Source organism: Mycobacterium sp. SMC-2, assembly GCF_025263485.1.
Taxonomy (GTDB): domain Bacteria; phylum Actinomycetota; class Actinomycetes; order Mycobacteriales; family Mycobacteriaceae; genus Mycobacterium.
On sequence record NZ_CP079863.1, the window covers coordinates 4166203 to 4192300 of the forward strand.

General features: G+C 67.3%; 27 protein-coding genes and 1 pseudogene. 13 read left to right on the plus strand and 15 right to left on the minus strand.

Annotated elements, in window-relative coordinates; genetic code table 11:
• The first annotated feature begins 30 nt into the window (after window positions 1-30).
• Complete coding sequence (locus KXD96_RS19550) at window positions 31-1041, plus strand: zinc-binding dehydrogenase (protein WP_260738960.1); 1011 nt, start codon at window positions 31-33, stop codon at window positions 1039-1041.
• A 35-nt stretch (window positions 1042-1076) separates the two neighbouring features.
• Entirely contained in the window at window positions 1077-2060 is a 984-nt protein-coding gene (locus KXD96_RS19555; protein ID WP_260738961.1) for an alpha/beta fold hydrolase, read from the plus strand.
• A 92-nt stretch (window positions 2061-2152) separates the two neighbouring features.
• On the opposite strand, the gene KXD96_RS19560 is transcribed toward KXD96_RS19555, so the two are convergent.
• Window positions 2153-3355 (minus strand): cytochrome P450, encoded by a 1203-nt coding sequence (locus KXD96_RS19560; RefSeq protein ID WP_260738963.1) that lies wholly within the window; start codon window positions 3353-3355, stop codon window positions 2153-2155.
• Between the two features lie 16 nt (window positions 3356-3371).
• Complete coding sequence (locus KXD96_RS19565; RefSeq protein WP_260738965.1) at window positions 3372-4025, minus strand: TetR/AcrR family transcriptional regulator; 654 nt, start codon at window positions 4023-4025, stop codon at window positions 3372-3374.
• Window positions 4026-4215: 190 nt separating this feature from the next.
• Here KXD96_RS19565 and KXD96_RS19570 point away from each other — a divergent pair, with 190 nt between their 5' ends.
• Both KXD96_RS19570 and KXD96_RS19575 read left to right on the plus strand, forming a co-directional pair.
• On the plus strand, window positions 4216-5001 hold the full coding sequence (locus KXD96_RS19570; RefSeq protein ID WP_260738967.1) for a spirocyclase AveC family protein: 786 nt from the start codon (window positions 4216-4218) through the stop codon (window positions 4999-5001).
• Window positions 5002-5083: 82 nt separating this feature from the next.
• Window positions 5084-6196: an ABC transporter substrate-binding protein gene (locus KXD96_RS19575; protein ID WP_260738968.1), complete on the plus strand. Its 1113-nt coding sequence runs from the start codon at window positions 5084-5086 to the stop codon at window positions 6194-6196.
• A 4-nt stretch (window positions 6197-6200) separates the two neighbouring features.
• Here the strand turns inward: KXD96_RS19575 and KXD96_RS19580 are convergent, their stop codons facing one another.
• From KXD96_RS19580 to KXD96_RS19590, 3 genes are read right to left on the minus strand one after another with little or no spacing between them, the layout of a single operon-like run.
• Window positions 6201-7175: an LLM class flavin-dependent oxidoreductase gene (locus tag KXD96_RS19580; protein WP_260738969.1), complete on the minus strand. Its 975-nt coding sequence runs from the start codon at window positions 7173-7175 to the stop codon at window positions 6201-6203.
• Between the two features lie 45 nt (window positions 7176-7220).
• Window positions 7221-8282, minus strand: coding sequence for a dihydrodipicolinate reductase (locus KXD96_RS19585; RefSeq protein WP_260738973.1), 1062 nt, complete (start codon window positions 8280-8282; stop codon window positions 7221-7223).
• Window positions 8283-8291: 9 nt separating this feature from the next.
• Window positions 8292-9269, minus strand: a complete 978-nt coding sequence (locus KXD96_RS19590; protein ID WP_260738975.1) for an LLM class flavin-dependent oxidoreductase — start codon at window positions 9267-9269, stop codon at window positions 8292-8294.
• 169 nt (window positions 9270-9438) lie between these two features.
• Between KXD96_RS19590 and KXD96_RS19595 the strand changes: the two genes are divergently transcribed.
• Together KXD96_RS19595 and KXD96_RS19600 are read left to right on the plus strand one after the other, a co-directional pair.
• Window positions 9439-10533, plus strand: coding sequence for a dihydrodipicolinate reductase (locus KXD96_RS19595; protein ID WP_260738977.1), 1095 nt, complete (start codon window positions 9439-9441; stop codon window positions 10531-10533).
• 66 nt (window positions 10534-10599) lie between these two features.
• Window positions 10600-11742, plus strand: coding sequence for a MalY/PatB family protein (locus tag KXD96_RS19600; RefSeq protein ID WP_396878848.1), 1143 nt, complete (start codon window positions 10600-10602; stop codon window positions 11740-11742).
• Here the strand turns inward: KXD96_RS19600 and KXD96_RS19605 are convergent.
• Window positions 11739-12467 carry a DUF2652 domain-containing protein gene (locus KXD96_RS19605; protein WP_260738981.1) on the minus strand — a complete coding sequence of 243 codons (729 nt, stop codon included), beginning with the start codon at window positions 12465-12467 and terminating at the stop codon, window positions 11739-11741. The genes KXD96_RS19600 and KXD96_RS19605 overlap by 4 nt on opposite strands.
• 114 nt (window positions 12468-12581) lie before the next feature.
• Between KXD96_RS19605 and KXD96_RS19610 the strand changes: the two genes are divergently transcribed.
• Window positions 12582-13487, plus strand: a complete 906-nt coding sequence (locus tag KXD96_RS19610; RefSeq protein ID WP_260738982.1) for a haloalkane dehalogenase — start codon at window positions 12582-12584, stop codon at window positions 13485-13487.
• Between the two features lie 113 nt (window positions 13488-13600).
• Here the strand turns inward: KXD96_RS19610 and KXD96_RS19615 are convergent, their stop codons facing one another.
• Window positions 13601-14344, minus strand: coding sequence for a 3'(2'),5'-bisphosphate nucleotidase CysQ (locus KXD96_RS19615; RefSeq protein WP_260738984.1), 744 nt, complete (start codon window positions 14342-14344; stop codon window positions 13601-13603).
• 161 nt (window positions 14345-14505) lie between these two features.
• On the opposite strand from KXD96_RS19615, the gene KXD96_RS19620 reads away from it, so the two are divergent.
• The gene (locus KXD96_RS19620; RefSeq protein ID WP_260738986.1) at window positions 14506-15060 is read left to right on the plus strand and encodes a hypothetical protein; all 555 of its coding nucleotides are present in this window, start codon (window positions 14506-14508) and stop codon (window positions 15058-15060) included.
• Here the strand turns inward: KXD96_RS19620 and KXD96_RS19625 are convergent, their stop codons facing one another.
• Window positions 15061-16236 carry a thiolase family protein gene (locus KXD96_RS19625; RefSeq protein ID WP_260738988.1) on the minus strand — a complete coding sequence of 392 codons (1176 nt, stop codon included), beginning with the start codon at window positions 16234-16236 and terminating at the stop codon, window positions 15061-15063.
• Between the two features lie 138 nt (window positions 16237-16374).
• On the opposite strand from KXD96_RS19625, the pseudogene KXD96_RS19630 reads away from it, so the two are divergent.
• Window positions 16375-16479: pseudogene (locus tag KXD96_RS19630) on the plus strand (hypothetical protein); the annotation flags it as partial.
• Between the two features lie 245 nt (window positions 16480-16724).
• Here the strand turns inward: KXD96_RS19630 and KXD96_RS19635 are convergent.
• Window positions 16725-17306 carry a TIGR03086 family metal-binding protein gene (locus KXD96_RS19635; RefSeq protein ID WP_260738993.1) on the minus strand — a complete coding sequence of 194 codons (582 nt, stop codon included), beginning with the start codon at window positions 17304-17306 and terminating at the stop codon, window positions 16725-16727.
• A 90-nt stretch (window positions 17307-17396) separates the two neighbouring features.
• On the opposite strand from KXD96_RS19635, the gene KXD96_RS19640 reads away from it, so the two are divergent.
• Window positions 17397-18284 (plus strand): DMT family transporter, encoded by an 888-nt coding sequence (locus tag KXD96_RS19640; RefSeq protein WP_260738995.1) that lies wholly within the window; start codon window positions 17397-17399, stop codon window positions 18282-18284.
• Here KXD96_RS19640 and KXD96_RS19645 read toward each other — a convergent pair whose 3' ends face one another.
• Both KXD96_RS19645 and KXD96_RS19650 read right to left on the minus strand, forming a co-directional pair.
• Window positions 18285-18641, minus strand: coding sequence for a VOC family protein (locus KXD96_RS19645; protein WP_260745460.1), 357 nt, complete (start codon window positions 18639-18641; stop codon window positions 18285-18287).
• A 44-nt stretch (window positions 18642-18685) separates the two neighbouring features.
• Window positions 18686-19711: a TIGR03617 family F420-dependent LLM class oxidoreductase gene (locus KXD96_RS19650; protein WP_260738997.1), complete on the minus strand. Its 1026-nt coding sequence runs from the start codon at window positions 19709-19711 to the stop codon at window positions 18686-18688.
• 107 nt (window positions 19712-19818) lie between these two features.
• Here KXD96_RS19650 and KXD96_RS19655 point away from each other — a divergent pair, with 107 nt between their 5' ends.
• Window positions 19819-20070: an excalibur calcium-binding domain-containing protein gene (locus KXD96_RS19655; RefSeq protein WP_260738998.1), complete on the plus strand. Its 252-nt coding sequence runs from the start codon at window positions 19819-19821 to the stop codon at window positions 20068-20070.
• Entirely contained in the window at window positions 20067-20588 is a 522-nt protein-coding gene (locus KXD96_RS19660) for a hypothetical protein (RefSeq protein WP_260739001.1), read from the plus strand. Before KXD96_RS19655 ends, KXD96_RS19660 begins: the two co-directional genes overlap by 4 nt.
• Here the strand turns inward: KXD96_RS19660 and KXD96_RS19665 are convergent, their stop codons facing one another.
• Together KXD96_RS19665 and htpG are read right to left on the minus strand one after the other, a co-directional pair.
• Window positions 20589-20804 (minus strand): hypothetical protein, encoded by a 216-nt coding sequence (locus KXD96_RS19665; protein ID WP_260739003.1) that lies wholly within the window; start codon window positions 20802-20804, stop codon window positions 20589-20591. It lies immediately after the preceding gene.
• Between the two features lie 200 nt (window positions 20805-21004).
• Window positions 21005-22939 (minus strand): molecular chaperone HtpG, encoded by a 1935-nt coding sequence (htpG, locus tag KXD96_RS19670; RefSeq protein WP_260739006.1) that lies wholly within the window; start codon window positions 22937-22939, stop codon window positions 21005-21007.
• A 113-nt stretch (window positions 22940-23052) separates the two neighbouring features.
• Between htpG and KXD96_RS19675 the strand changes: the two genes are divergently transcribed.
• On the plus strand, window positions 23053-23673 hold the full coding sequence (locus KXD96_RS19675; RefSeq protein ID WP_260739009.1) for a TIGR03085 family metal-binding protein: 621 nt from the start codon (window positions 23053-23055) through the stop codon (window positions 23671-23673).
• A gap of 8 nt (window positions 23674-23681) precedes the next feature.
• Here the strand turns inward: KXD96_RS19675 and KXD96_RS19680 are convergent, their stop codons facing one another.
• Entirely contained in the window at window positions 23682-25232 is a 1551-nt protein-coding gene (locus KXD96_RS19680; protein WP_260739011.1) for a class I adenylate-forming enzyme family protein, read from the minus strand.
• Window positions 25229-26074, minus strand: a complete 846-nt coding sequence (locus tag KXD96_RS19685; protein WP_396877045.1) for an acyl-CoA thioesterase domain-containing protein — start codon at window positions 26072-26074, stop codon at window positions 25229-25231. Before KXD96_RS19685 ends, KXD96_RS19680 begins: the two co-directional genes overlap by 4 nt.
• Window positions 26075-26098 lie beyond the last annotated feature (24 nt).

The window sequence follows — 26098 nt, forward strand, 5'->3', positions numbered from 1 at the left end:
AGGCACGCCGCAAACCGCAAGGAGTGAGTCATGAAGGTGGCAATGGTGACGGGCCCGGGTAAGGCCGAGGTCGTCGACGCCGACCGCCCCCAGATCGGCCCGCACGACGCGCTCGTCCGGATGCGCGCCTGCGGCATCTGCGGTTCCGACGCGTTCTACATCGCCATCGGCGGTATCCCGCCTCGTCACGGCCGGATGCCGCTGGGGCACGAGCCGGCCGGGGAGGTCGTCGAGGTCGGCGCCGACGTGTCCGGCATCGGGGTGGGTGATCACGTGGTGATCAACCCCATGGCCTCGGCCGGTGGGATCATCGGAAACGGCGGGGCCACTGGGGCACTCGGCGACTACCTGCTCATCGAGAACGCCGTCCGCGGAACCAGCCTGGAGGTCATCCCCGACCACGTCCCGTGGGAGGTCGCCGCGCTCAACGAGCCGATGGCCGTCGCGCGCCACGGCGTCAACCGCTGCAAACCCAAACCGTCGGACAAGGTTGTGGTGTTTGGCGCCGGCCCGATCGGGTTGGGCGCGACGCTGGCCTTCAAATCCGTTGGGGTCAGCCACGTGGTGGTCGCCGATCTGATCCCGCCCCGCCTGGAGAAGGCGTTGCAGATCGGGGCCGACGCGGTCATCAACTCCGCCCAGGAGGACGTCGTCCGCCGCCTGATCGAGTTGCACGGCGAGGGCGAGTCGGTATTCCCTGGGAAGGCGGGCACCGACATCTACCTCGACGCAGCGGGCGCGCCAGCCGTCGTCAACACGGCGCTGGCCGCCGCGAAGAAGGGGGCCACTTTGGGAATCGTCGGGGTGCACAAGGAACCGGTCCCCGTGGAATTCGTCAACGTGATGAGCAATGAGATCAACATCATCGGCTGCATGGGCTACCCCGACGAAATCTTTCAGGTCACCGGCGATCTGGTGGCGAACTGGGAGAAATACGCGCTCATCGTCAGCCATACCATCCCGTTCGAAAACCTCGGCGAAGCGCTCGAGCTGGCCGGCTCCCCGGGCGCCGCCGACAAGGTGGTCGTCACCTTCCGGTAGTTGTCTGCCGCGACCGCCTCTGCGATGCTGGCGGCTTGGACATCTTCGCGGAGTGGCAGGACGGCGGTACGGAACTGCGTTGGCGGTCAACGACCGCCGCCAACGACGGGCGCGAAGTCGCGGTGTTCTGTCGCCGCTGCGGGACACCGGGCGCACCCGCCTTGGTGCTCGTGCACGGCTTCCCGACGTCGAGCATCGACTTTTTCGCCCTGGCGGGTGAGCTGGGCTCGGAGTTCGACATGTACTTACTGGACTTTCCGGGTTACGGCCTGTCGGACAAACCGGCTGAGCCGTACGTCTATTCGCTCTACGACGACGCGCGTCTGCTCGTGTACGCGATCACCCAGGTGTGGAATCTGACCGACTTTCGCATGCTCACCCACGACCGCGGCAGCAGCGTCGGGATGATCGCGGTGGAGATGCTGGCGGCCCTGGATCCGCCTGCCGTACCCGTCGATCTCATCGTGACGAATGCCAACATCTACCTGCCCCTGTCCAACCTGACCGCGTTCCAGACCGCGTTGCTCGACCCCGCGACCGGGCGGCCCACCGCCGCGGCGACGACGCCGGAGATGTTGGCCGCCGGCCTGGGGGCCAACACCTTCATGCCGCGGCGAACGCTCGACGACCCGGAGATCGCCGCGTTGGCGAAGTGCTTCGCCCACAACGACGGGATCCGCGTCCTGCCCGACACCATTCAATATCTCCACGAGCGTGCCGCGGACGAAACGGGTTGGCTGGAAGCGCTTTCCAAGAGCCCGGTCAATACCACCGTGGTGTGGGGGTTGCACGATGGTGTCGCGCCGCTGCGCGTCCCCAACCATGTCTGGCAGGCGTATCTGAAGACCAAGCCCGGCCGCAACCGCTACTGGGTGGTGCCCGGCGCCGACCACTACCTGCAATGCGACGCCCCCGGGCAACTCGCCCAGATCGTTCGTCTCACGGCTCGGGGTGGGGACATTCCGCTGCAGACGCTCGGCGACCAACCCGACGGCGCGGTGCTGGTGGACCAGTCGTAGCCTCGCCGTTGCCGCCGAGTGTGACGCCACCGTCACGTTCGACGCCCAACGTGACGGTGGCGTCACGCTCGAGCCGGAAGGCCGAGAAGGCCTCAGCCCGTGACGACGGGCAGGCGCGCCCATCCGCGCACGCTCGCGGTGTGCGCCCGCTGGGCGTTGGCGTAGTCGACCTCCCAGTCGGGCCAGCGTTTCAAAACCTCTTCGAGGGCAACCCGGCCCTCCATCCGGGCCAGCGCCGAGCCGAGGCAGAAGTGCAGCCCCTGCCCGAAACTCAGGTGGCCGCCCTGGCGGTGGATGTCGTAGCGATCCGGATCGTCGAAGTGGCGGTCGTCGCGGTTGGCGGAACCGTTGAGCAGCAACATGTATGAGCCCTCGGGCACCGCCCGGCCGTAGAGTTCGGCATCCTGGGCCACGTACCGGGCCTGCACCGGCGACGGCGGCTCGTAGCGCAGGGTCTCCTCGACCGCGCCGGGAATCAGGGACGGGTCCGCGACGAGTTCGCGGCGCTGATCCGGGTGGTCCGACAGCAGCTGCCCCATGAAGCCGATCAGCCGGGCCGTGGTCTCGTTCCCGGCGCCGGCGATCATGGCGGTGTACGCCAGCACCTCGGTCCGTGACAAGGGGCGTCGCGTGCCGTCGGGTTCTTCGATCTCGGCCCGCAGCAAGTCGGTCATCAGGTCGTCGGACGGGTGATTCGCCCGCCACTCGATGTACTCGGCGAACATCACGATGCTGTCCTCGAATAGCTTCGCGTTGACCTCAGCGGGGTCGCGGTCCTTGGACAACTCGATGTACGCCCCGCCGCGATCGCGAATCTTGGCCTGATCCTGCTCGGGAATGCCCAACAGGTACCCGATGGTCCGCATCGGCATCATCGCCCCGAGGTCGGCGATGAAGTCGAAGCCGCCCGCACCGATCAGCGGATCCAACTCTCGAACACAGAAGCTGCGCACCAGGTCCTCCACCGCCAGCATGCGCCGTGGCGTGAAAACGCGGGACAGCAGGCGGCGGTGCAGGTCGTGCAGCGGGGGGTCCTCGAACAACAGAATGCCCGGCGGCACTTCGATATTGGCGAACAAGATGTCGGCCGTGGTCCCCCGCCCGGATCGGTAGGTCTGCCAGTTCGGCAGTTCACGCGCCACGTCCTCGTACCGGCTCAGGGCGTAGAAGTTGTACTTCTCGTTGTAGTACAGCGGCGCTTCTTCGCGCATGCGCCTCCACACCGGGTACGGGTTGTCGTCGATGTCGGAGTCGAACGGGTCGTAGTACAAGTCGATCGCGCTGGTGCCCACCAATGTAAAGTCCCTTCAGTCAGTCGTTTCGGTGTAGGAAGCCATGCAGGATCGCCTGGACGAGTTCGTCGACGATGACCTTCCTCGACGGCGGCCTGCTCCCGAAATACGCGGAACGCAACGCTGCCATCCCGGCGATCATCGCCACCGTCGAATGGGCCGGCAGGTCCGGGTGTTGCGCCCGCAACCCCCGCAGGTTCATGCCCTCGGCGCTGATCTGGCCGAGCGTCGTGATCGCCCGCCTGATCTCCGCGATGCCGGCGTCGGCCTTTTCCTCCTCGCTCAGCGCCTCCGACGCCATCAGCGTCAACAGCAGGCCCTGGTGCTCGACGAACACGTCGTAGAGCTGCCCGACGAAGTGGCGCGACAGCTCCTCCTCGTCGGTCTCCTCCGGGACCACCGACTGCCAGGTCCGGCCGAACTCCTCGACGAAGGTGGTGAAGGGCAACACGAGCGCCTCGCGGAACAGCGCCGCCTTCGAGCCGAAGTGCCGAAACAACAGATGCTCGGTAACACCTGCGGCCTGGGCGATTTCACGCGTCGTCGTGCTGCGGTAGTCCTGGCGGGCGAAGCGGGCACGGGCGGCGTCGAGCAGCAGTCCGCGCGGGGCGCCGCGGGGCCGGCGCGTCGTCGCAGCCGATGTGCTGCGCTTCGTGGGTGGCCGCTGGGGCACTGTCTCGCTCCTCGCCCGATGGTTGACTGCCTTTAGGATAGTGTGCACTATCTACACAGTCGAGTATCGGAAGGGGTGTGACCGTGGGCGCTGTCATCATGCTGGGCACGTTGTTCGGGCTGATCGTGCTGATATTCGGGCTGGTGCTGCGCTTTGACCCGCAGGCACGCCGGACTCCGGGTCCCGACCAGTGAGCTCCCAGATGACGCCCGTGATGCAGGCGGCCAGCGACTTCGCGCTCGTCGGGGGCATCTCGTTCACCGCCCTCGGCGTGTACCTGAGCGTTCGCCGGCGCCGCCTGCACCCGCTCCTGCTGCTGTGCATCTCGGCGATGTCGTTCTCCTGGATCGAGGCGCCCTACGACTGGGCGATGTACGCGCAGTTCCCGCCGGCCATCCCCCGCATGCCGTCGTGGTGGCCGTTGAACGTGACGTGGGGCGGACTGCCCTTGTTCGTTCCCGTCGGCTACATCTCCTACTTCGTGCTGCCCGCCGTGACGGGCACGGCGCTCGGGCGATGGCTGAGCGCACGGTTCGGGTGGCGCAGGCCCCCAACATTATTGGTGGTCGGTCTCATCGTCGGCTTCTGCTGGGCGCTCTTCTTCAACGGGTTCCTGGGCGCCAAGCTCGGCGTATTCTATTACGGCCGGGTGATCCCCGGTCTGGCGATCCGCGAGGGCACGGTGCATCAGTACCCGCTCTACGACTCCCTCGCGATGGCCATCCAGATGATGGCCTTCACCTATCTGCTGGGACGCACCGACGCGCAAGGGCGAAACGTCATCGAGATGTGGGCCAAGCGCAGGTCGAAGGGCCGACTCGGCTCGTCACTGCTGTCCGTCCTGGCCGTCGTCGTGGTCGGAAACGTGCTCTATGGCGCGGTTTTCGCACCGCACCTGGTGACGAAGCTGGGTGGTTGGGTGACCGCGGGGCCGACGGAACAGTTGTTCCCCGGCGTACCGAACCAACCGCGCTAGCCACGAACGTCGAGTTGTTGCGCAGAATCGCGCACATTTCACCCAACAACTCGACGCTCAGCACGGAAACGGAGGGAGTCTCATGGCTTACGAGAGCGGCGCCGAGCCGATCAAGATGGGCTACCTGATGGACTTTCGGCTGCCCGAGGGCTTTCCCAAGACGTACTTCGAGGATCTGACCCAGCCTTTCGACCTCGTCTTCGAGAAGGGTGTCGAGCAGGGGCTTATCGATCGGCCGATCGAGATCATCTACCGCGAGGTCGAAGGCCTGCCCAAGGGATCGGTCAAAGCGGTCGTGGACGCCTACGGCGAATTATGTGACGAGGGGTGCCTGGCCGTTTTCGGCCCGAATATCGGTGACAACGTGATCCCGGCCAGGGAAGCCATCGAGGAGCGTTTCAAGGTTCCGTGCATCAGCGTGACGGGATCGGACGCAGCGTTGGGTGAATGGGTTTTCGCGTTTCCGATGGGTTCGCACACCGACGAGCCGATCTTCTGGTCCGACCTACTGGCCAAGGGCGGTCACACCGAGGTCGGGGTGCTGGTGGAGCAGTCCCTGGTGGGCGAGGCATATCTCAAGAACTTCCGGGAGGCCGCCAAACGCAGGGGAATTCGCGTTGCCGCTGAAGCATCCATCGCACAGACGGCCGGCGACGTCACGGCCGCCGTCACCGCGCTGCACGACGCTAAGGTAGAGGCGATCGTGCACTGCGGCTTCGGCTTCGGGATAGTGTTCGTCAACCCGGCGCTGGAGGCGCTGGGGTGGGATCCGCCCCGGTTCTGCGGCACCGCCTTCCAGAACGCGTGGCTCAACCCCGTCATGTGGAACGCGCTCATGGGCTGGACCGGGGTCGACCAATACGACGAGGGCAACATGGTCGGGCAGCAATTCCTGGACGAATACGACGAGGCCTACGGCAGGCGGCCGGAATGGTGCGTGCCGGTGGTCAATCGAGACGTGGCATGCACCCTGTTGCGGGCGCTCGCGGACGCCCACCCGCTGAGCCCGCGCGGCGTGAAGGAGGCGCTCGAGCGCGTCAAGATGATGCCGGCCGCATCCGGCGCTCCCGGCACGCGGGTGTCATTCGGCAACTGGACCCGCCGCGCCTGGATGGGTGCGGGCTACCTGGTGGCACGCCGGCTCGACGCCGACGGCGTCAATTCCCACCTCGTGGATCGTTTCGGCGTGGAGTAGCGATCTACCCGAGAGCCTCGGGCAGCACAACCTCGCCAACTCGCTTCAGGTACGGCCACGCAACGTCGGGTGGCAGCCCGCCACACAGCGGTGAGAGGTTGAGCACCTGACCATTGCGGACTCGCGAAACCGCTTCTGGCACTGAGATGATGATGTGCGAGGTGCCCGTCTCGCGCAACTCGTCGACGGTGTTCACGTGCGAGAAGCCGGCCGTCGTCTCGTCCCCGGGATTCCACGCGGCGTAGGTGCGCACGTCGTGCAGCAGGTGCTCGCCGATCTCCTTCCACGCCTGCTCCACGTCGTCGGCGACGAACACGACCGACGGCGTGTCGCGGCTGGGAAACATCGTCGGCCCGGGCTCGTGACCATGCTCGCGGCAGGCCTCCTCGTAGGCCTCCTGCATGCCCGGTGCGTTGGCGTTGCCGAGCATCCCCAGGCCGTACCTGCCGGCCCGGCGGGCCGCGGCGACCGTTCCGCCGCCCCACATCAGTCCAGGCCCGCCGGCAGTCAGCGGACGCGGTGTCACGGTGATCCGTCGCCCGTCTTCGACGACGGTTTCACCGGCAAGCAGTCGCCGTAACAGCGCGAGTTTCTCGTCGCAGACGCGGCCACGGGTCTTGATCGGCACGCCGAAGTGCTCGAACTCCTCGGGCCGGTAGCCCAAAGCCAGGATGTACGACGCCCGCCCGTTGCTGATGATGTCGAGAACCGCCATGTCCTCGGCGAGGCGCACGGTTTCGTAGAACGGGAGGATCAGGATCAGGCTCAGTGCCAGACGCTGGGTTCGCGCGGCCACCGCTGAGGCGAGCAAGAACGGTGACGGCAAATAGCCGTCCTCGGACCCGTGATGCTCACAAAGCACGGCGGCCAGACCGCCGTGTTCCTCTGCCCAGGCGGACATTTCGGGCGCCGCGGCGTACAGATCAGCGGGGGGCGCGGCCCACTCAGGATCGCGCATGTCGAAGCGCAATGTGTACACGGCGAACTCCTAGGTGGCCTAATCTTTGCGATGCACGTTACACGTTCAGTCGAAGGCGTAAAGCGGCAGCGTGGTCGGGATGTCCAGCGAGCTCAGCAGGCCCGCGGGCGCTCCCACGACATAGGGAATCGCGTTCACCACCCGCATCGCCGTGGCCGTCATCGCGGCGCGCCCCGCCGCATGGCCTTCGGCCGCACCTAGCGTCAGCACGCAGTGGATGTCGGGATCGCCTTCGATGTCGACCCGATACGTCGCGTCGGAGTCCGAGGTCGGCCAGTCGGGCGCGACATCGCGGGCCATCCGGATGACGTGCTCGATGACGATGGCTTCCCGCCCGTTGACCACCCCCGCCGCCCGGGTCCGCACCGCACCGCAGGTCCCCGCCTTGATGGTGCCGAACGCGACCTCGATGTCGCAATGCGTCAACTCACGATCGAGCGAGCCGCGAATTTGTTCCACCTCGACCCCGAGGCCGTCTGCCATCAGGTATATCGGTGCTTTCCAAGCCATTTCGATGAATCCGGGCGTCTTCAGCATCGGCTCGAAATCCAGCGGCCGGCCAAACCCCATCCCGTCCATCATCACGTCGGCCACGGGATAGTGGTCGTTGAGAGCGACCTCGCTCGCCGTGATCCGGCGGATGCTCTTGGACTGTGTCGTCATCAGCAACGCCAGCTGATCGGAGGCGAAGCCGGGAAAAATGCCCGACACGTAGAACGACGCCCCGCCGGACGTGGCCGCCGCTTCCAGCTCGTCCCGCCAGTTGGGCGCGAAGTACGACGGCGGATACACCAGGCTCGTCGACGACGTCGATACCACGTTGATGCCCGCCGCCAGCAGGCGCGCATAGTCGGGGACGGCGGCGCCGTCGCGCTCGGGGCCGCTCGCCGCGTACACCACGCAGTCGGGCTTCAACGCGATCAACGCGTGGGCATCGTTGGTGGCTGGTAATCCCAGCGGCTCGCCGCCGGCCAATTCGCCGGCGTCCTTACCGATCTTGTCGGGCGAATGCACCCAGACGCCAACGAGTTCCAGATCGGGCCGGCGCCTGATGGCGTCGATCGCGATCGCGCCGACTCCCCCGGTGGCCCACACGACAACACGCATAACCAGTCCTTACTCGTGGTGAGCTCGAGCGCTCGCGGCCGCGGCGCGCTCGAGATACGACCAGGCCACGTCGGGCGCAACGCCACCACAGAGCGGGTGCAAGGGCAGCGGTCGCCCGCTGCGCACAAAGTCCGCCGCCTCGTCGACGGTGAAGATGCGGTAAGGTCCGCCCTCTTCGCGCAACCCCGCCACGCTGGTGGCCCGGGTGATGCTGGCCACCGAGTCGTCGTGTGGCCGATAGGACGCCGCCGTCTGCGCGTCATGCAACAGGTTCGGCCCCAGCTCGTCCCACGCCTCGTCGATGTCGTCGGCGACGAAAACCGCTGTCGGGGAATCCGGTTGGGGAAACTGGATGATCCCGGGTTCGTGCCCGTGCGCGCGGCACTGGGCCTCGTAGTATTCCTTGAGGCCGGGCGATGCGGTCTGCGAGATGAACCCCATCCCGTGCGCGCCGGCCCGCCGCGCCGCGGCCTTGCTACCGCCCGCAATCAGCACCATGGGCCCGTTCGGCGACGCGCACGGCGGCGTGACGCGCACCCGGCGGCCGCGATATTCGACCGGTTCGCCGCGCACCAGTGGGCCGAGCACAGCCAGCGTCTCGTCGGCGACTCGGCCGCGCGTGCCCATGTCGACGCCGAAGTGGTCGTATTCCTCGCGTCGATGCCCGACGCCGAACGCATAGGAGACCCGGCCGCGGCTGATCAGATCGAGCACGCTCATCTCCTCGGCGAGCCGGACGGGATCCCACAACGGAATCGGCACCGCCGCAAGCAGGATCGCCAGCGTGCGCGTCCTGGCCGCGATCGCCGAAGCCAGGGTCAGCGGCGCCGGCAGGTGGCCGTCGTCCGCGCCGTGATGCTCCGACAGCACCGCCAGCACGCCGCCGCGAGTTTCCGCCCAGGCGCACATGTCGATGGCCGCGGCGTACAGGTCGGCTGCCGGCGCGGCCCACGTCGGGGCGCGCATGTCGAACCTGAGGGTGAACATCAGCAGCACCATAACCTAAAATTTGTTCGTTAAGATAGTGCGCGCTTTCCTAACCCCTTGACCGGGCGGGTTCGCGGCTGTTAGCTTCCGAATCGAACGTTGGGTAACCGCCTGCGTAAGGGCAACGGCCGCCTCGGCTTTCATCGCGCACGCACTGAGGAGGAACAAGATGACAGCTCACCGCGTGGTGGTGTGGGCGACGGGCGGCATCGGGTCGATCGCCATCCGCACCATTGCGCGTCGCCCCAATCTGGAATTGGTCGGCGTGTGGGTGCACTCGCCGGAAAAGGATGGCAAGGACGCCGGCGAACTCGCCAACGGCGAGCCGATCGGTCTGGCCGCCACCACCGATGCCGACGCGCTCATCGCGCTGAAGCCCGACTGCGTCATCTACGCCGCCAGCGGCCCGGAGCGCGACGCGCTGGCCATCCCGGATTACGTCAGGCTGCTCGAGTCCGGCATCAACGTCGTCACGACCAGCACCACCCGACTGGTCAACCCGCACGCCTACGAACCCGCCGAATGGCGCAACCAACTGATGGCCGCGGCCAAGCAGGGCCAGGTATCGCTGTACGCGTCGGGGATCGAGCCCGGCTTCGCCGCCGATTATTTGCCCCTGGTGCTGTCCACCCAGTCGTCGTCCATCGACAAGATCCACGCGTACGAGATCGGCCTGTACGACGACTACGGCGTCCCCGACATCATGAGCGACGCACTGGGTTTCGGCCGGCCGCTGGACTACCGGCCCTGGATCGGCTTCCCCGGCGCCATCGCCGGCGAATGGCAGGGGCAGATCCGGTTGGTCGCCGACGCACTCGGCGTCGAAGTCCAAGAGGTGCGCGAATATTTCGACCGCGCGGTCACCAACCGGACGCTGGAGGTCGCCATGGGCACCGTCGAGGCCGGGACGTGCGGTGCGCTGCGGATACGGGCGATCGGCGTGGTCGACGGCCGTGAGGCGATCGTCATCGAGCACGTGACCCGGCTCGCCCACGACGTCGCCCCGGACTGGCCGACCGGGATCGGCGACCTGTCCTACCGTGTGATGATCAGCGGCGACCCCGACATCGATTGCACCCTGGCGGCGACGCTGAAGGATCCGCGCAAGGCCGGGGTGGCCGGAATGACTTCGGGGGCGGGCGCCATGGTCGCGACCGCGATGCGCGTCGTCAACGCAGTGCCGTATGTCGTTGCCGCAGAACCTGGGTTGTTGAGTTCGGTGGATCTACCGCTGACGATTCCAAAGCACGCGTTTGCCACTTAGTCTGCCGGGGTGACGTTTAACCCACTCGAGGAAATCACGCTGCGGCAACTGCGGCTGCGCACCAGCATGAAGTGGCGCGCGCATCCGGCCGACGTCCTGCCGCTCTGGGTCGCGGAGATGGACGTCAACCTGGCGCCGACGGTGGCCGACGCCCTGCGCCGGGCGATCGACATCGGTGACACCGGATACCCGTGCGGCACCGCGTTCGCCGAGGCGGTCAGTGAATTCGCCTCGCGGCGTTGGCAATGGCACGACCTGGCGGTCAGCCGCACCGCGATCGTCCCGGACGTGATGCTCGCCGCCGTCGAGGTGCTGCGTCTTCTCACCGACCGTGGCGACGCCGTCGTCGTCAACCCGCCGGTCTATGCGCCGTTCTACGCGTTCGTGTCGCACGATGGCCGCCGAATCGTCGAAGCGCCGCTGGGCGCCGAGGGCCGAATTGACCTGGACGCCTTGGAGAATGCCTTCGCGCGTGCCGGCGCATCGGGCCGAAAGGTTGCGTACTTGCTGTGCAACCCGCACAACCCGACCGGTACCGTGCACACCGCCGAGGAACTGCGCCAGGTCGCCGAGCTTGCCCGCCGGTTCGCCGTCCGGGTGGTGTCGGATGAGATCCACTCGCCCGTCGTCTTGCCGGGGTCGCGTTTCACCCCGTACCTGACCGTGCCCGGAGCGGAGAACGCTTTCGCCCTCACGTCCGCCTCCAAGGCCTGGAACTTGTCCGGCCTCAAGGCGGCGTTGGCGATCGCCGGACCGGAGGCGGTCGCGGACCTGCACCGGATGCCCGAGGAGGTCAGTCATGGACCGAGCCACTTCGGCGTGATCGCCCACGCCGAAGCGTTCCGAACCGGCGGCGACTGGCTCGACGACCTGCTGCGCGGCCTGGATCAAAATCGGGCGCTGCTCGGCGACCTGGTCGCCGAGCACCTGCCGAGGGTGAAATACCTTTGGCCGCAGGGGACTTACCTCGCGTGGCTCGATTGCCGGGAGCTCGGGTTCGTCGAAGAAGCCGCCGACGGTCTTGCGGTGGTCGCCGACCTGTCCGGGCCCGCCCGGTGGTTCCTCGACCACGCCCGGGTGGCGCTCAGTTCCGGTCACGTCTTCGGAACCGGCGGCGCGGGGCACGTCAGATTGAACTTCGCGACCTCGCGGGCCATCCTCACCGAGGCGGTGTCGCGGATGGGCCGGGCCCTCGCCGACGCCGGCTAGGCGGGTATCTCCTCGGCGCCCCGGCCCAAGTTGCGGAAGCCCTCCGCGGGCTCCTTGAAGCCAAGCACGAACGGCAGCGAACTCAACTCGAGCTTCATCGTCGCCCCGAGCCGGCGAAGGAAGCTGTACTCGGGCGGGGCAAGGGAAACCTGCGACGTCGCGAGGTCGATGTAGTACGTCGGTGTCTCCCCGATGTCGTCGAAGATGTGGGTCAGCGGTTTGCAGAGCGAACGCACCGGCTCGTCGAGGCACGCCGCGACGGGATCGGTCATCAGCACGTATTCGGCCACGGGCACCAGGTTTTTCAGCATTCGATGCACCAGGATGACGTCGTAACCCGCGAGTTCGACGTGGCGCTTCACCCGTTGCTCGGCCACTTCACCCTGGTGGACGACGAACTTCAACGAGAGGTTGTCCAATTGCGCGCAACTCGCACACTCGCAGGCGAGATCCTTCTTGAAGCGCTCCCGCCGCGCGATGAACGCCTCCCGCATCCGGGACAGCCGGTCACACACCAGCACTTTGGCGTCGCCGTCGGGCGCCCAGAAGAACGCGGCGTCGCCCTCCAGCTTCGCCAGCTTCAGGCCTCTGCCCGCGTCGATCACCGACTCCAGCAGGCCCGCCACCGTCAACTGCGCGTGGGCCAGGTGGGTGCGGTTCCACTGCATGTAGCTGGTGTAGCCGCCGATGTCGGCAATGATCAGGACCGCGCGCCGAATCGCCATGAGCAAGCCAGTTTACTGGCCACGCGACGTCTAGCCCAATGAAATCTCCCACTAGACGAACTCGCGTTGTCGCGAGAGGCTAGCAGAGGCGCCCGCGCACCGGAGGAGCTGAGTATGGATGTGCTACGAACCCCGGATTCCCGATTCGAAAATTTGGAGGGCTATCCGTTCGTAGCGAACTACGTTGACGTCGCGGCAAGCGACACCCAGTCGGTACGCATGCATTTCCTGGACGAGGGGCCGGCCGACGGGCCGCCGATCGTGCTGCTGCACGGGGAGCCCACCTGGAGCTACCTCTACCGGACGATGATCCAGCCGCTCGCCGACGCCGGGAACCGCGTGCTGGCGCCTGACCTGATCGGCTTTGGCCGCTCGGACAAGCCCAGCCGGATCGAGGATTACACCTACCAGCGGCACGTCGACTGGGTGACCTCCTGGTTCGAGCGGCTCAACCTCAAGGATGTGACGCTGTTCGTGCAGGACTGGGGCTCGCTGATCGGACTGCGCATCGCCGCCGAGCAGGGTGACCGCATCGCGCGGCTCGTGGTGGCCAATGGTTTCCTGCCGACCGCGCAGCGACGCACCCCGCCCGCCTTCTATGTCTGGCGGGCGTTCGCGCGCTACTCCCCCGTGCTGCCCGCGGGCCGCATCGTGTCCGTGGGTACCGTGCGCCGGGTATCCGCCAGGGTGCGCGCGGGGTATGACGCCCCGTTTCCCGACAAGGCCTATCAGGCCGGGGCCCGCGCCTTCCCGCAGCTGGTGCCGACCTCACCGGATGATCCGGCGGTCCCCGCCAATAGGGCGGCATGGAAAGCACTGGGCCAATGGGAGAAACCCTTCCTCGCCATCTTCGGGGCCCGCGACCCCATCCTCGGACAGGCGGACCGTCCGCTCATCCAGCACATTCCCGGCGCCGCGGGGCAACCGCACGCCCGCATCAACGCCAGTCACTTCATCCAGGAAGACTCCGGACCCGAACTGGCCGAACGCGTTCTGTCCTGGCAGCAGGCGCTGCGCTGACCGCGCTTGGAACGCCGAGATCGACGCCAGCGTGCGGCTCGCTCGCACTTCTTCGCACCAACATTGATCTCGGCAACCGCGCCGCGCACGAAATACGTTGCGTCGACTGAGAGTCAGCGCGTGACGGTCAGTACGGCTTCGGCCAACTCGGGCCGGCAGACCACCAGATCCGGCAACTTCGGATCCGAGCGGTTGTAGGCCAGCGCAGAACCGTCGATGCGCGAGGTGTGCAGACCCGCGGCGCGGGCGACGGCCACCGGGGCGGCCGAGTCCCATTCGAATTGACCGCCCGCGTGCACATAGACGTCGGACAACCCCTGCACGAGCGACGCCACCTTGGCCCCGGCGGATCCCATCTCCACCAGCACCCCGTCCAGCTGGTCGCGGACGGTCAGGGCGATGGCGGGCGGCCGGGTGCGCGATACCACGATGCGCGGCTTGCCCGGCGCGACGGGGGGCGAATCCACCTCAGGAGTGGCGAACGTGACGCCCTGCGCCGGCAGCGCTACCGCCCCGGCGACCAGCTCACCGGCCTCCCACAGGGCGACGTGCACCGCCCAGTCGTCGCGCCCGAGTTCGGAGAATTCCCGCGTCCCGTCCAGCGGGTCGACGATCCACACCCGCTCCGAGCGCAGCCGGACCGGATCGTCGGCACCCTCCTCCGACAGCACCGCGTCGTCGGGCCGCTCATCGGCAAGCGCTGACATCAGAAAGTCGTGGGATCGCTTGTCCCCCGCGGCTTTCCGCTCGCTCGCGTCCACGTCGGCGAACTCTTCCCGAACCGTGAGCAGCAGCCGCCCCGCCTCGGTGGCCAACCGCGCGGCCAGTTCGTGGTCATCCGTCAGCTGCAAGGCCATCACAATCCTTAAGTTGGTAGCGTTGACCAACTTTACCCTGCCAACTCCGGTGCTGACGGGCACCACCCCCGGGATGGTTTCGCCGTAATCTGGTGAACGTGAGCGGGGGCAACGTTCCATTGTTGAGCCGATTGCGACGCATTCCACGGGGACGTCTGATCGTGATCGGTATCGTCTCGGGCGTCGCGCTGGCCGGCGTGCTGGCGTTCGCGATACCGGAGCTGACACAGGGCGACCAGGGCGCCGGGCCACCCACCGCCCAGCCACCACCGCCGCGGAGCTTCGCCATCCCGGGCTGCTACAACATGTCCGTTCCGCCGGTCGAGCGTCCGAAGCGGCTCAACGTGCTGGGCTGCGCGAGCGTTGCCGTTGCGCTGCAAGACATGTCGTGGGGCTCGTGGGGCCCACAGGGTGCCGACGGGACCGGCACGGCCGTGTTCAAGGTCTGCGACCCGAATTGCGCCGCCGGGTATCAGCTCACCGAGCCGGTCGTCGTCCACGCGTGGAATCCGCAGCCGCCGCGGCGCGAGGCCATCTGCCAGGCCGGCCTGAACATCTTCGCCGACATGATTTTGGCGTTCCCCAAAGGCGTCCCGCCACCGAACGTGCAGAAGATGAACACCCAGTACAACGGACAGCCGGCGGTGCACTTCGCCAACTACTCGAGCGGCGACACCCGCGGCACCCAATTCATCGGCTACACCTACTGCAACTAGCTAGACCTCGATCACCACGGCGCCGCCCTGGCCGCCACCCGCGCACATGGCCGCGACGCCGATGCCGCCGCCCCGGCGGGCCAGCTCGTAGGCCAGCGTGGTCACCATGCGCGCACCCGAGGCCGCGATGGGGTGGCCCAGGCTGCAGCCGCTGCCGGAGAAGTTCACTTTCTCCTCGTCGATGCCGTACTCCCGGCACGCCGCGATCGGCACGGAGGCGAACGCCTCGTTGATCTCCCACAGCGCCACGTCGTTGACGGAAAGGCCGGCCCGCTGCAACACCTTGCCGATGACCTTCACGGCCCCCAGACCGGTGTCCCTGGGGGCGACGCCGGCGGCGGCCCACGCGCGGACCGTGCCCATCACGTTGAGGTTCTCGGCGGCGGCGTAGTCGCGGTCGACGAGGGCCACGGCCGCCGCGGCGTCGTTGGTGCCACTGCTGTTCCCGGCGGTGATCGAGAATCCCTCGATCTCCGGGTGCAGCACCTTGAGCCCGGCGAGCTTTTCGACGGTCGTGTCGCGGCGAGGGTGCTCGTCGACGCAAAACTCAGTCACCGAACCGTCGAATTGGGTGATCTTCAGCGGGATGATCTCGTCTACGAACTTGCCGGCGTCGATGGCCGCGATGGCGCGCTGATGGGAGCGGGCCGCCCAGGCGTCCATCTCCTCGCGGGTGATGCCGACCGCCTGGGCGGTGTTCCAGCCCACCGTGATCGACATGTCCTTGGCGGGCGCATCGGGGGTTTCCACGTGGGTCGGCGGCATCCAGCGCTCCTCGAACTTGAGCTCCGGGCCGGGGATCCGCCAGTTGGTCAGCGGGGTCATCGACAAGGACTGCACCCCACCCGCGATGAGCACGCGCTCCATTCCGGAGCCGATCTGGGCCGCGGCGTTGCCGATGGCGGTCAGGCTGCCCGCGCAGTGCCGGTTCACCGACTGGCCGGGAATGTCCTCCATGCCCGTCGCGGTGGCCGCGTACCGCGCCAAATCCCCTCCGCCATAATGTGATTCGGCGAAGATGATGTCGTCGATCGCGGACGGGTCGACGCCGGACCTGCGCACCACCTCGGGAAGCACCGCGGTGATCAGCGTCTCGGGCGGCGTGTTGACGAGCGTGCCCTTGAAGGAGCGGCCGATCGCCGTCCTCACCGCTCCGACAATGACGGGTGTTGCCATGTTCTCAACCTCGAACGGTCTGGCTGCGGTCGGCAGCGCGGATGTCAGCAGATGACGCGAATCGTAACAAATACCGTATGGCCAATAGTAAATGGCCTGAGTTCACCTGGAGCAGCGGGCGACGGACAGGAGACCGACGTGAAAACCAAAGGCGCTCTGGTCTGGGAGTTGAACCAACCGTGGTCGGTCGAGGAGATCGAGATCGGCGAACGGCGCCGCGGCGAGGTCATGGTGCAGCTCGACACCACCCGCGACAGCTGAGGTTCCGCGTCGCCGTCACTTGCGCCACAGCCGTCCCTGCCCGAGGGAATGCCCGGGGTGCCCGCCTTCGAGCGACAACGCGCGCGTTGGGTGGCCCCGAGCTTTCATCACCCGGTTTGTCGCTCGAAGGCGGGCAACTCAGGGCATTTCCCGACGCGGGGGCTGATGGGGCAGCTGCGACCGGTGTGACAAGAGCCCCAGCAGAATCCGTTGCGCCGCAAACAAAGTCATACCCTGACGTCGACCGAGCGCCCCAGGTAGGCCATCAGCCGGGCGGTCGGCGTCGCATCATCCGGCGCGGCTTGGGCGGGCCCAAATCCGCCCGGTCGCCGCAACAGCTGCTCCGGCACCGACTCCACCAGCCGGCGGCACAGCCCCAGCAGCTCGACGGGCAGCTCGATCAGCCGCCCTTGTGACCGATGGATGTCCCAGGCGTGCATGGCCAGGTCCGAGACCGGATAACTCAGCGCCCGGCGCACCGGAACCTCGCCTTCCGGCGATGTCCGCATCCCGTCGAGGTCGGCGCCCGGCAGGGCCTCCTGCAGCCGCGTCGCCAACTCGCGAAGCCGCGCCGCCGGGTTGTCGCATAGCCAGTCGGAAGGCTGCGAGGGGCGGTCCCAGACCTCGCCGTTCTCAACGAGTGCGACGACTTTGGCCGCGCTGCCGGTGACATGACCCACCAGCTCGCGCAGGCTCCAGCCGTCCAGATTGGACGGCTGATCCCAGCGCTCCGGTGGAATCCGGTCGACGGCTTCGATGAGCAGACCGAGTGCCTCGGTGGCCATCACGCCGATCCGGGTGTCGTCCATGGCGCGGATCTCCTTGAAATGCCATATAGCGATGCGGTCGCGTACCGTCCAGAAGTCTAGGGTCGCAACGCCGGTTCACGGGAGGTCCGCTTGGGCAGGACAGACATCGCGGCGGTTCTCGCGGTCGCGGCCGCCCTGATGGTCGGCATCGGGGACGTCATCCAGCAGCGATCAGCCCAACAGGTCACCGACAAGCCGGTTAGCACCCTCGCGCTGTTTCGCCGGCTGCTGCGCGACCGCCAATGGTGGACGGGCAGCCTGGTGGCCGGCGCGGGGTTCGGGTTCCAGGCCGCGGCGCTGGGCCTGGGTTCCGTGGTGCTCGTGCAGGCGATACTGGTGACGTCGTTGCTGTTCGCGTTGCTCATCAGCGCGCGGGTGGACCACCGGAGAATCACGCCGCGGCAAGGGATTTGGGCCATATTGCTGGCGGCCGCGGTCGGGGTGGTGGTGACGGTCGGCGACCCTCAGGAGGGGACGCCGCGAGGGTCGGCGGAGACATGGACCATCGTGGCGTTGGTGATGGGTCCCGCGCTGATCCTGTGCGTGATCGGCGCGCGCATCTTCCCGGGCATGGTCGGCGCGCTGTTGCTGGGCCTGATGTCCGGCTCGCTGTGGGGATTGTTCTCGGTGCTCACCAAGGGCGTGGTCGACCAACTCGACCGCGGCATCCCCGCCCTCCTTCGCCTGCCCGAGCTGTACGTGTGGGTGGTGGTGGCGATCGCCGCCACCGCCTGGGAGCAGTCGGCGTTTCGGGCCGGCCCGCTCACCGCGTCGCTTCCGGCGGTGACCGTCGCCGAGCCCGTCGTCGGGTCGGTGCTCGGCGTCACGGTGCTCGGCGAGACGCTGCACACCAACGAGGTCGGCCTGGTGGCGCTGGGACTATCGGTCGCGGTGATGGCGGCGGCGACGCTGGCGCTGGCCCACAGCCAGGCCACTTCCGCCGCGCCGCCGGACGAAAAGCCGGCAGTACCAAGCTGATCAGACGCGCGAGCCGACTCGGTGCGCCGTGCCGTCCGGATCGACATAGGCGAACTCGCGCAGACCATATGGCGTGTCCTGCGGTGGGATCAGGCGGCCCTCAAGGCCTTCCAGCGCTTCCCACTCGGCATAGAGGGCGTCGGCGTCGCTGACGTAGAGGTAGACGCTGGCGGCCGTGCGCAGCGGGTCGTGCTCGTCCCATTCGATGAGGTGCATAGACACGGCCCCGCGCTCCACGAAGCCGTAGCGGTCGGGGCCGTCGTATCTGCGTGCATCGAACCCGAGTCGCCGGTAGCGGTCCAGGGCGACGTCCAGATTTCGGACGGGGACGATCGGCGCCACCGAGGTGAAGTTCACTGCGGCCACTCAGCGAACATATCGCTTAGTCAAGGCGATACAGCTCAGTGACTGGCCGCTTGTTGGATCTGTCGGGCCACCTCGCCGTATCGCTCGAAATGCTCCGGATCGCCAACGGCGTTGTAAAGCACCAGGCGCGTGGCTTTTCCGGCGTATTTCTCGATCAGGGCGTCGGCCAGCCCGTCCCATGTCGACTCTGTGGCGAAGGCGGCGATGTGGTCGTCGCTGACCTGCGCCGCCATGCCGGCGAAGTCGCCGGCCTTCTGCTTCTCACGAATCCGGGCGGTCGTGCCCTCGAACCCGGCCTGGTCCCAGATGAACGCGTAGTTGGGTGTGCTGCCGTAAAAGGCCATGCTGGCCCGCACCCCTTCTCGTTGTTTGTCGCGCTCTTCGTCGCTGTCGCCGACGATGGTCAACACCGGGACGATCACCGCGAGGTCCGACGGCGAGCGTCCCGCCTTGCCCGCTCCTTCGGCGATGTTCGGCAGGACATGCCGCGCGATGTAGCCCGGCTCACCGATCGGATGCACGTGCACGCCGTCGGCCACTTCGCCCGCCATCCGCAGCATCCACGGATTGACCGCTGCGATATCGACTTTCGGATTGGGCGCCTCGATCGGACCCGGGCTCCATTGCGGGGTGATGAAGTCGAGGTCGTAGAAGTCGCCGTGGTGCTCGAGCGTCCCGGAACGGAATGCCGCGAAGCACGCCTTGACCGCGAACAGGTAGTCGCGCAGCCGCGGGCCCGGCCGCTCGAATGCCACGCCGTACCGCCGAACGACGTGGGTGCGCACCTGAGTGCCCAGACCCAGCCGGAAGTTTCCACCGGTCGCTTCCTGTAGCTCCCAGGCCGTGGCCGCCGTGATGAAGGGACTGCGCGGGAAGGCCACCGCCACCCCGGTGGACAACTCGAGGCCGGGCGCGGCCTGCGACGCCACGGCGGCGTTGAGATAGGCCGTGCGGCCGGTCTCGGTGAACAACAGACCGGAGAAGCCGGCGGATTGCGTTCGCCGGGCCAGGTCGCCGATCTGGTGTAGCGGCTGAGGGACCGTCATCGCGTCGACGTGCATGAGCGGAGCCTACGTGGTATTTGCCTCTTGCTGGGCGACCGCATCACAGTGTTAGCTCTTTAGTCGTGAGCAACGAACGCCGCTTCGCTAACAGAAGACTTGCCAACATGCTTCGTGTGTTGCTCACGATCGGAGCAATCGTCGTGGGGATTGCGGGGAGCCCCGCGGCCCAAGCCGCTCCCCTGACGGCGACAACCTCGCCCTCACCCGCCCCAACGGCGGGCGCCAGCGTTTACTACCCGGACTGCAAAGCGGCGTGTGCCGACGGGGTGGCTCCCCTCTACCGCGGGCAGCTGGGTTACCGGCCGGGTCTGGACCGCGACGGCGACGGGGTCGCCTGCGAAGTGTGCCCTCGATGATCTCGAACTGGGTCCGCTCGACCGCCATCCTCGCGACGGCCTGCGCCGGTCTGATGGCTTGCGGGTCGCAGCACGCCGCACCGCCCAACACCTTTAGTTCGAGCACGACGAAGCCGCCCACCTCGAGCACACCGGCCAGCCCAGTCGTCTCGTCCACCACCACCAGCACCAGCACGGCGCCGTGCATCGGGTTATCCATCTGCCCGCCACCGCCGCCGGACGCCGAGGGAAATCCGGCGTGCTACTACGCCGACGGGTGGCGCGCCGACGACTCGGGCGCCGGGATCGAGGTGTGGTACTTCCGTGACCCGCAGATCCCGGCCAAGCCGGACAAGGTCACGGCGTTGGTGCGCAAGAAGGATGGCACCACCGAATCGCAGGACGCCGACATCGAGACCGGCCAACAGGTGCATCGCTTCGGGTTCCCCAACGTCGCGTCGTCCGCGGTTTCCGAGGTCTTGTTCACCAGCGGCGACGCCCGCTGCTTCGTCATCGGCCCCAACGGCGGGGAAACTTGATCAGCGCTTGCCAGGGCGGTGGCTCACCGGGGCGGTGAAGCCCTCGGTGTCGTCGAAGTGGGCCCACTGCCCGGCGTCGTTGACCTCCATGCGCCAGCCCAGCTCTGTGTCGCCGCCGATCGAATGGATGAACCATGCGTGCGCGGACTCCGCGTTGGCAAAATTCTTCGTCGCGACGACCCGCCCATGTGGGTCGATGACGCGAAACTCAACCATGGGATGTGATTATCCCCGTCGGAGGGTTTTCAAGCACTGCCGTTCGCCATTGTTCGCGTCAGTCACACCAGCCTCACCCTCGCCGGTATGTGGCAATCCGCAAACGTGATAGCGCGGGCGCTACCAATTTTCCAGCCGCAATGGTGCCCACCATCTCGTGACTGATGTGGCGGGTGTGAACGCTACGGCCGCCGCCGGGGTTACACCGTGCGGGTCAATCGGTCTGCGAGCAGCTCGGCGAACCTCGCCGGGTCTTCGAGCGCACCGCCTTCGGCCAGAAGTGCTGTGCCGTAGAGCAATTCGGCGGTCTCGGCGACCTCGGCGAGCGCGGCGTCGCCGTCCGCCTTCTTTTGCGCCTCACGCAGGCCGGTGACCAGCGGGTGGTTCGGATTGAGTTCCAGAATCCGCTTGCCGACCGGGATGTCCTGTCCGGACGCACGGTAGAGCCGTGCGAGCGCGGGGGTGATTCCGAAGGCGTCGGTGATCAGGCAGGCCGGGGACTCCGTCAGGCGGCTGGACAGCCGCACCTCCTTGACGTGGTCGCTCAAGGTCTCCTTCATCCAGGTCAGCAAGTCGGCGAAGTCCTTCTGCTGCTCCTCCCGCTCGGCCTCGCTCTCCTCGCCTTCGGAGCTGAGGTCCACCTCGCCCTTGGCGACCGACTGCAGCGGCTTGCCGTCGAACTCGGTCACCGTTCCCACCCAGACCTCGTCGACCGGGTCGGTGAGTAGCAACACCTCGTAGCCCTTGGCTTTGAAGGCCTCGAGGTGCGGCGACTTCAGGATCTGTTGCCGCGTCTCCCCCGTGGCGAAGAAGATCTGCTCCTGGCCCTCCTTCATGCGCTCCACGTACTCGGCGAGGGTGGTGGCCTCCTCCTCGCTGTGCGTCGAGGCGAATGCGCAGATTTCCAGCAGGGTCTCGCGGTTGTCGAAGTCCGACAGCAGCCCCTCTTTGACGACTCTGCCGAATTGGGTCCAGAAGCTGCGGTAGTCGTCGGGCCGCTCGGACTGCAGCTCCTTGATGGTGGAGAGCACCTTCTTGGTGAGCCGGCGGCGGATCGCCTTGATCTGCCGATCCTGCTGCAGGATTTCGCGCGACACATTGAGCGACATGTCCTGCGCGTCGACGACGCCTTTGACGAAGCGCAGGTATTCGGGCATGAGGTCGTCGCAATCGCCCATGATGAACACGCGCTTGACGTAGAGCTGGATCCCGGTGTGGGCGTCGCGGTTGAACAGGTCGAACGGCGCGTGGGACGGGATGAACAGCAACGCCTGGTATTCGAAGGTGCCCTCGGCCTTCATCGCGATGATTTCCAGCGGGTCATCCCAGGCGTGCGCGATGTGCTTGTAGAACTCCTTGTACTCGTCCTCGGAGACCTCTTCTTTGGGCCTGGCCCAAAGAGCCTTCATCGAGTTGAGGGTCTCGATTTCTTTGGTGACGGTCTCCTCGCCGCCCTCCTCGGTCGCGGGCGTCCGGTGTTCGACCTCCATCCGGATGGGCCAGGCGATGAAGTCGGAGTACTTCTTGACCAGGCCCCGGATCTTCCACTCCGACGTGTAGTCGTGCAGCTCATCCTCGGCGTCTTCGGGCTTGAGGTGCAGGGTGACCGACGTTCCCTGCGGAGCGCTCTCGACGGCTTCGATGGTGTAGGTGCCCTCGCCGCTCGATTCCCACCTGGTCGCTTCGCTCTCGCCGGCCTTGCGGGTGAGCAGTTCGACCTTGTCGGCGACCATGAAGCTCGAGTAGAAACCGATGCCGAACTGACCGATCAGCTCCTCCGACGCGGCCTCGTTCTTGGCCTCCCTCAATTGCTGACGCAGCTCGGCGGTGCCCGACTTGGCCAGCGTGCCGATCAACCCGACCACCTCGTCACGGGTCATACCGATCCCGTTGTCGCGGACGGTGAGCGTCCTTGCGCTCTTGTCGACCTCGATCTCGATGTGCAGGTCCGAGGTGTCGACGTGGAGCTCTTTGTTCCGGAACGCTTCCAGCCGCAGCTTGTCCAATGCGTCGGAAGCGTTCGAGATCAGCTCCCGCAGAAACGAATCCTTGTTGGAGTAGACGGAGTGGACCATCAGGTCCAGCAGTTGTCGTGCTTCCGCCTGAAACTCCAGCTGCTCGACACGCGCGTTCATGCCATTCCCTATATCTCTTCCCAGGTCCTCTTCGAGGACATTGACGTACCAAATTTACCGAGATGCGAGACACGCGTCGCCTGGGGCCGTCGCGGCGGGCCTAGGCTGAACGGATGTCTGTAGCTCAACGCGAACGAGCCGCCCTCGTGGAGACCCTGCGTGCCGTCGGGCCGGAGGCACCCACCTTGTGCGAAGGGTGGAAGACGCGCGACCTCGCCGCCCACCTCGTCATCCGCGAGTACCGGCCCGACGCCGCTCCGGGCATCCTGATCCCCTTCTTCGCCTCGCACACCGAGAAGGTGCAGAACCAGGTGGCCGAGCAGGCCGAGTGGGACGAGCTGGTGGACAAGGTCGCGTCCGGCCCGCCGCTTTACTCGCCGTTCAAGCTTCTCGACCCGGTGGCCAATGTCGCCGAGATGTTCATCCACCACGAGGACGTGCGACGCGCGCAGCCCGCCTGGCAGCCGCGCGTCCTTGCCCCCGACCTGAGCGCCAGGCTGCGCCGCACCCTGCCGCTGATGGCCCGCCTCACGCTCGCCAAGGTGCCGGGCCGGGTGGCGCTGCGCACCCCGGAGGGCAAGACGCTGCTGACCGCGGGGCGTGGCCCGGCGGTTACGGTGACCGGTCCGCCCGAGGAGTTGCTGCTGTTCGCCGTCGGGCGAGCCGCCCAGGTCGAGTTCGACGGTGACGCCTCGGCGGTTCAGGCCGTCCGCGAGGCGCCCAAGGGGCTCTAGTCCCGGCCTCACCCGAAGGCTTCGCGAAGGTCCTTCTTGATCACCTTGCCGAACTGGTTGCGCGGCAGCGCATCAACGATCACCAGGCGCTCGGGATGTTTGTAGCGGCTCAACCCGCTTGAATGGCAATGCCGCACCAGCGATTCCAACGACACCGCTTCGGCCGGCGCGGGCACCACCACCGCGCAGACGCGTTCACCGGTGCGCGCGTCGGGGACGCCGATGACCGCGATGTCGGCGACCGCGGGGTGGGTGGCGAGCACGTTCTCGACTTCGAGGGCCGAGACATTCTCCGCGTTGCGGATGATCGCATCCTTGCTGCGGCCGGTGACGTGGACGTTGCCATCCTCATCGACCAGCCCTAGGTCGCCGGTGCGGAGCCAGCCGTCCGCGTCGAACGCGTCGGCGTCCAGGGCGGGGTCCGCGTAGCCGAGAAAGCACTGCGGTCCCTTGAGCCGCAGCTCGCCTTCCTGCCCGGCTGGCAGTTCGGCTTCGTCGCCGCCGACCACCCGGACGCTGACTCCCGGGGTCGGCTTGCCGACGGTGTGGTCGAGCGAATCGGGGGTGTCGGTGAGCGACGGTGAAGCCGCCACGGGGAACTCGGTGAGCCCCCACGCGTTGGCGATGCCCGGCAGGCCGAAAGCTTCCCGGATCTGGCGGCCGAGCTCGGCGGTGATGGGCGCGCCGCCGGCCAGGCAGCCGCGCAGGTGGGGGAACAGCGGCTGGTCGCCGTGGGCTTTTTGCGCCTCGAGGAAGCCGACGAAAAACGGCGTCGCGGTGCCGAGAAACGTCGGGTTGTGCGCCGCGATGGAAAACGGTGTCGTCGCGGGGTCGAACACGTCGAACAGCGCCAGCCGCATGCCGGTCTGCAGCGCGGCGGCGAGCATCACCGCCCCGCCGATGTGCGCGACCGGAAAGGCGATGGGGTCAACGTCGTCGCCGGTGATGCCGATCGCGCCGACCAGCCCGGTGGCGGCGGCGATCACCGATGCGTCGGTGTGGCGAATCCCTTTGGGGGCCGCGGTGGTTCCCGACGAGTAATAGGTCCATCGCGCGTCGCCGGCGGAACCCGGCGGCGACGCGAGCGCGTCCGTGCTTTCCTGGGGCAGCCGCAGCTGGCCGCCGAGCGGCGGCCTCGCCAGGTCGACGGTGATGACCTCGAAGCCTCGCCTCGCCGCCAGGGCGCGCGCCAGCGCGCCGTGATCGAATCCGCGCCAAACCCCGGGCACCACAAGGTATTCCGAGGACAGCTGCTCGGTTATGAAGCCGACCTCGTGTTCGCGCAGTATCGGGATGATCGGGTTTTGCACCGCACCGACCCGGGCCAGCGCCGCCATGACGACCATCGTCTCCAGCGTGGTCGGCAGCTGCCAGGACACGACGGTTCCCGCGCGTATTCCGCGGCCGGCGAACGCGGCGGCTGTCGCGCACGCGGCGTCGTGGAACTGACGCGCGGTCAGGCTGCGCCCGTAGTCGTCGGCGAGCAGCGGCCGGGGCGACGCCGCCCGCGCGGCGTCGGCGATCAACGTCCAGTAGGTGACGTCACTTCCGGTCTTCATTCGTTCGTCGAATTGACCTGCACCGGGCGGAATCCGGAGTGCGCTATCGCGACCGACACGCCGCTGCCGATGGGACCCTTCCGATCGACGAGCACGGCCGAACCGGTGGCCACCCCGTCATGGCTGTAATGCGTCAGCGAGGCCATGCCGATGTGGGGGCCTTCCGGCAGCCGGCTCAGCGTGAGCGTGTAGTCGGCATTGATGAATTGCAGACCGTTGGTGCCCCAATTCGCAAGGGACGCGGTGATATCGGCGGCCATGGCGGCGCGGGCGAAGGCGCTCAGCGGTTCGCCGTCGATCAGGGGGCGCGTCTCATACAGCCAGGTGTATTTCGGCCCTGCGACGTCGGCCCAATCGGGGTCGGGATTCTGCAGTTCGGTGCCCCAGCCGTAGGTGCGCATGAACAGCGACGGTTGGGCGCCGTCCTCGATGGGCAGCGGCGGCATCTGCAACTTCGGGGACCACACGTCGCCTTCGGGCTGGGGGCCGCGCCGCAGAAACAACGCGCTCCCCCGCGCGACGGGTGCGCCACGCTGGCTGAGGACGGCCTCGACGAGGCGCAGCCGCCGACGATCATGGTGCACGGTGGTGTGCACCTCGATGGGTTCCAGCGCGACCGGAGCGGGAAGGTCGACCGTCAGCCGGGCGGGTTGCAGCTCCGGGTCGTCGACCGCGCGTTCGACCGCCCAGCCCAGCAGTCCGCCGACCACGTGCCCGCTGAGCGAAGGACCCCATCCACCGCGCGCGATCCGGTTTGGCACGAAACGGCTTTCGTCGCGCAAAAAGTACGGGGTCGACGCGGCCGAATCAACGTCATCCGGTACCAAATTCGTTTCGGTCAAGGCGCTCCGCCCAGGGTTGGGATC

Excerpts from the sequence above, each read along its gene's own strand:
- KXD96_RS19585 (WP_260738973.1), bottom strand. The coding sequence starts at position 8,282 with ATGCGTGTTGTCGTGTGGGCCACCGGGGGAGTCGGCGCGATCGCGATC.
- htpG (WP_260739006.1), bottom strand. The coding sequence starts at position 22,939 with ATGAACGCGCGTGTCGAGCAGCTGGAGTTTCAGGCGGAAGCACGACAA.
- KXD96_RS19605 (WP_260738981.1), bottom strand. The coding sequence starts at position 12,467 with ATGGCGATTCGGCGCGCGGTCCTGATCATTGCCGACATCGGCGGCTAC.
- KXD96_RS19655 (WP_260738998.1), top strand. The coding sequence starts at position 19,819 with ATGCTTCGTGTGTTGCTCACGATCGGAGCAATCGTCGTGGGGATTGCG.
- KXD96_RS19595 (WP_260738977.1), top strand. The coding sequence starts at position 9,439 with ATGACAGCTCACCGCGTGGTGGTGTGGGCGACGGGCGGCATCGGGTCG.
- KXD96_RS19610 (WP_260738982.1), top strand. The coding sequence starts at position 12,582 with ATGGATGTGCTACGAACCCCGGATTCCCGATTCGAAAATTTGGAGGGC.
- KXD96_RS19600 (WP_396878848.1), top strand. The coding sequence starts at position 10,600 with ATGAAGTGGCGCGCGCATCCGGCCGACGTCCTGCCGCTCTGGGTCGCG.
- KXD96_RS19590 (WP_260738975.1), bottom strand. The coding sequence starts at position 9,269 with ATGTTCACCCTCAGGTTCGACATGCGCGCCCCGACGTGGGCCGCGCCG.
- KXD96_RS19635 (WP_260738993.1), bottom strand. The coding sequence starts at position 17,306 with ATGGACGACACCCGGATCGGCGTGATGGCCACCGAGGCACTCGGTCTG.
- KXD96_RS19665 (WP_260739003.1), bottom strand. The coding sequence starts at position 20,804 with ATGGTTGAGTTTCGCGTCATCGACCCACATGGGCGGGTCGTCGCGACG.
- KXD96_RS19650 (WP_260738997.1), bottom strand. The coding sequence starts at position 19,711 with ATGCACGTCGACGCGATGACGGTCCCTCAGCCGCTACACCAGATCGGC.
- KXD96_RS19615 (WP_260738984.1), bottom strand. The coding sequence starts at position 14,344 with ATGGCCTTGCAGCTGACGGATGACCACGAACTGGCCGCGCGGTTGGCC.
- KXD96_RS19550 (WP_260738960.1), top strand. The coding sequence starts at position 31 with ATGAAGGTGGCAATGGTGACGGGCCCGGGTAAGGCCGAGGTCGTCGAC.
- KXD96_RS19660 (WP_260739001.1), top strand. The coding sequence starts at position 20,067 with ATGATCTCGAACTGGGTCCGCTCGACCGCCATCCTCGCGACGGCCTGC.
- KXD96_RS19680 (WP_260739011.1), bottom strand. The coding sequence starts at position 25,232 with ATGAAGACCGGAAGTGACGTCACCTACTGGACGTTGATCGCCGACGCC.
- KXD96_RS19625 (WP_260738988.1), bottom strand. The coding sequence starts at position 16,236 with ATGGCAACACCCGTCATTGTCGGAGCGGTGAGGACGGCGATCGGCCGC.
- KXD96_RS19575 (WP_260738968.1), top strand. The coding sequence starts at position 5,084 with ATGGCTTACGAGAGCGGCGCCGAGCCGATCAAGATGGGCTACCTGATG.
- KXD96_RS19675 (WP_260739009.1), top strand. The coding sequence starts at position 23,053 with ATGTCTGTAGCTCAACGCGAACGAGCCGCCCTCGTGGAGACCCTGCGT.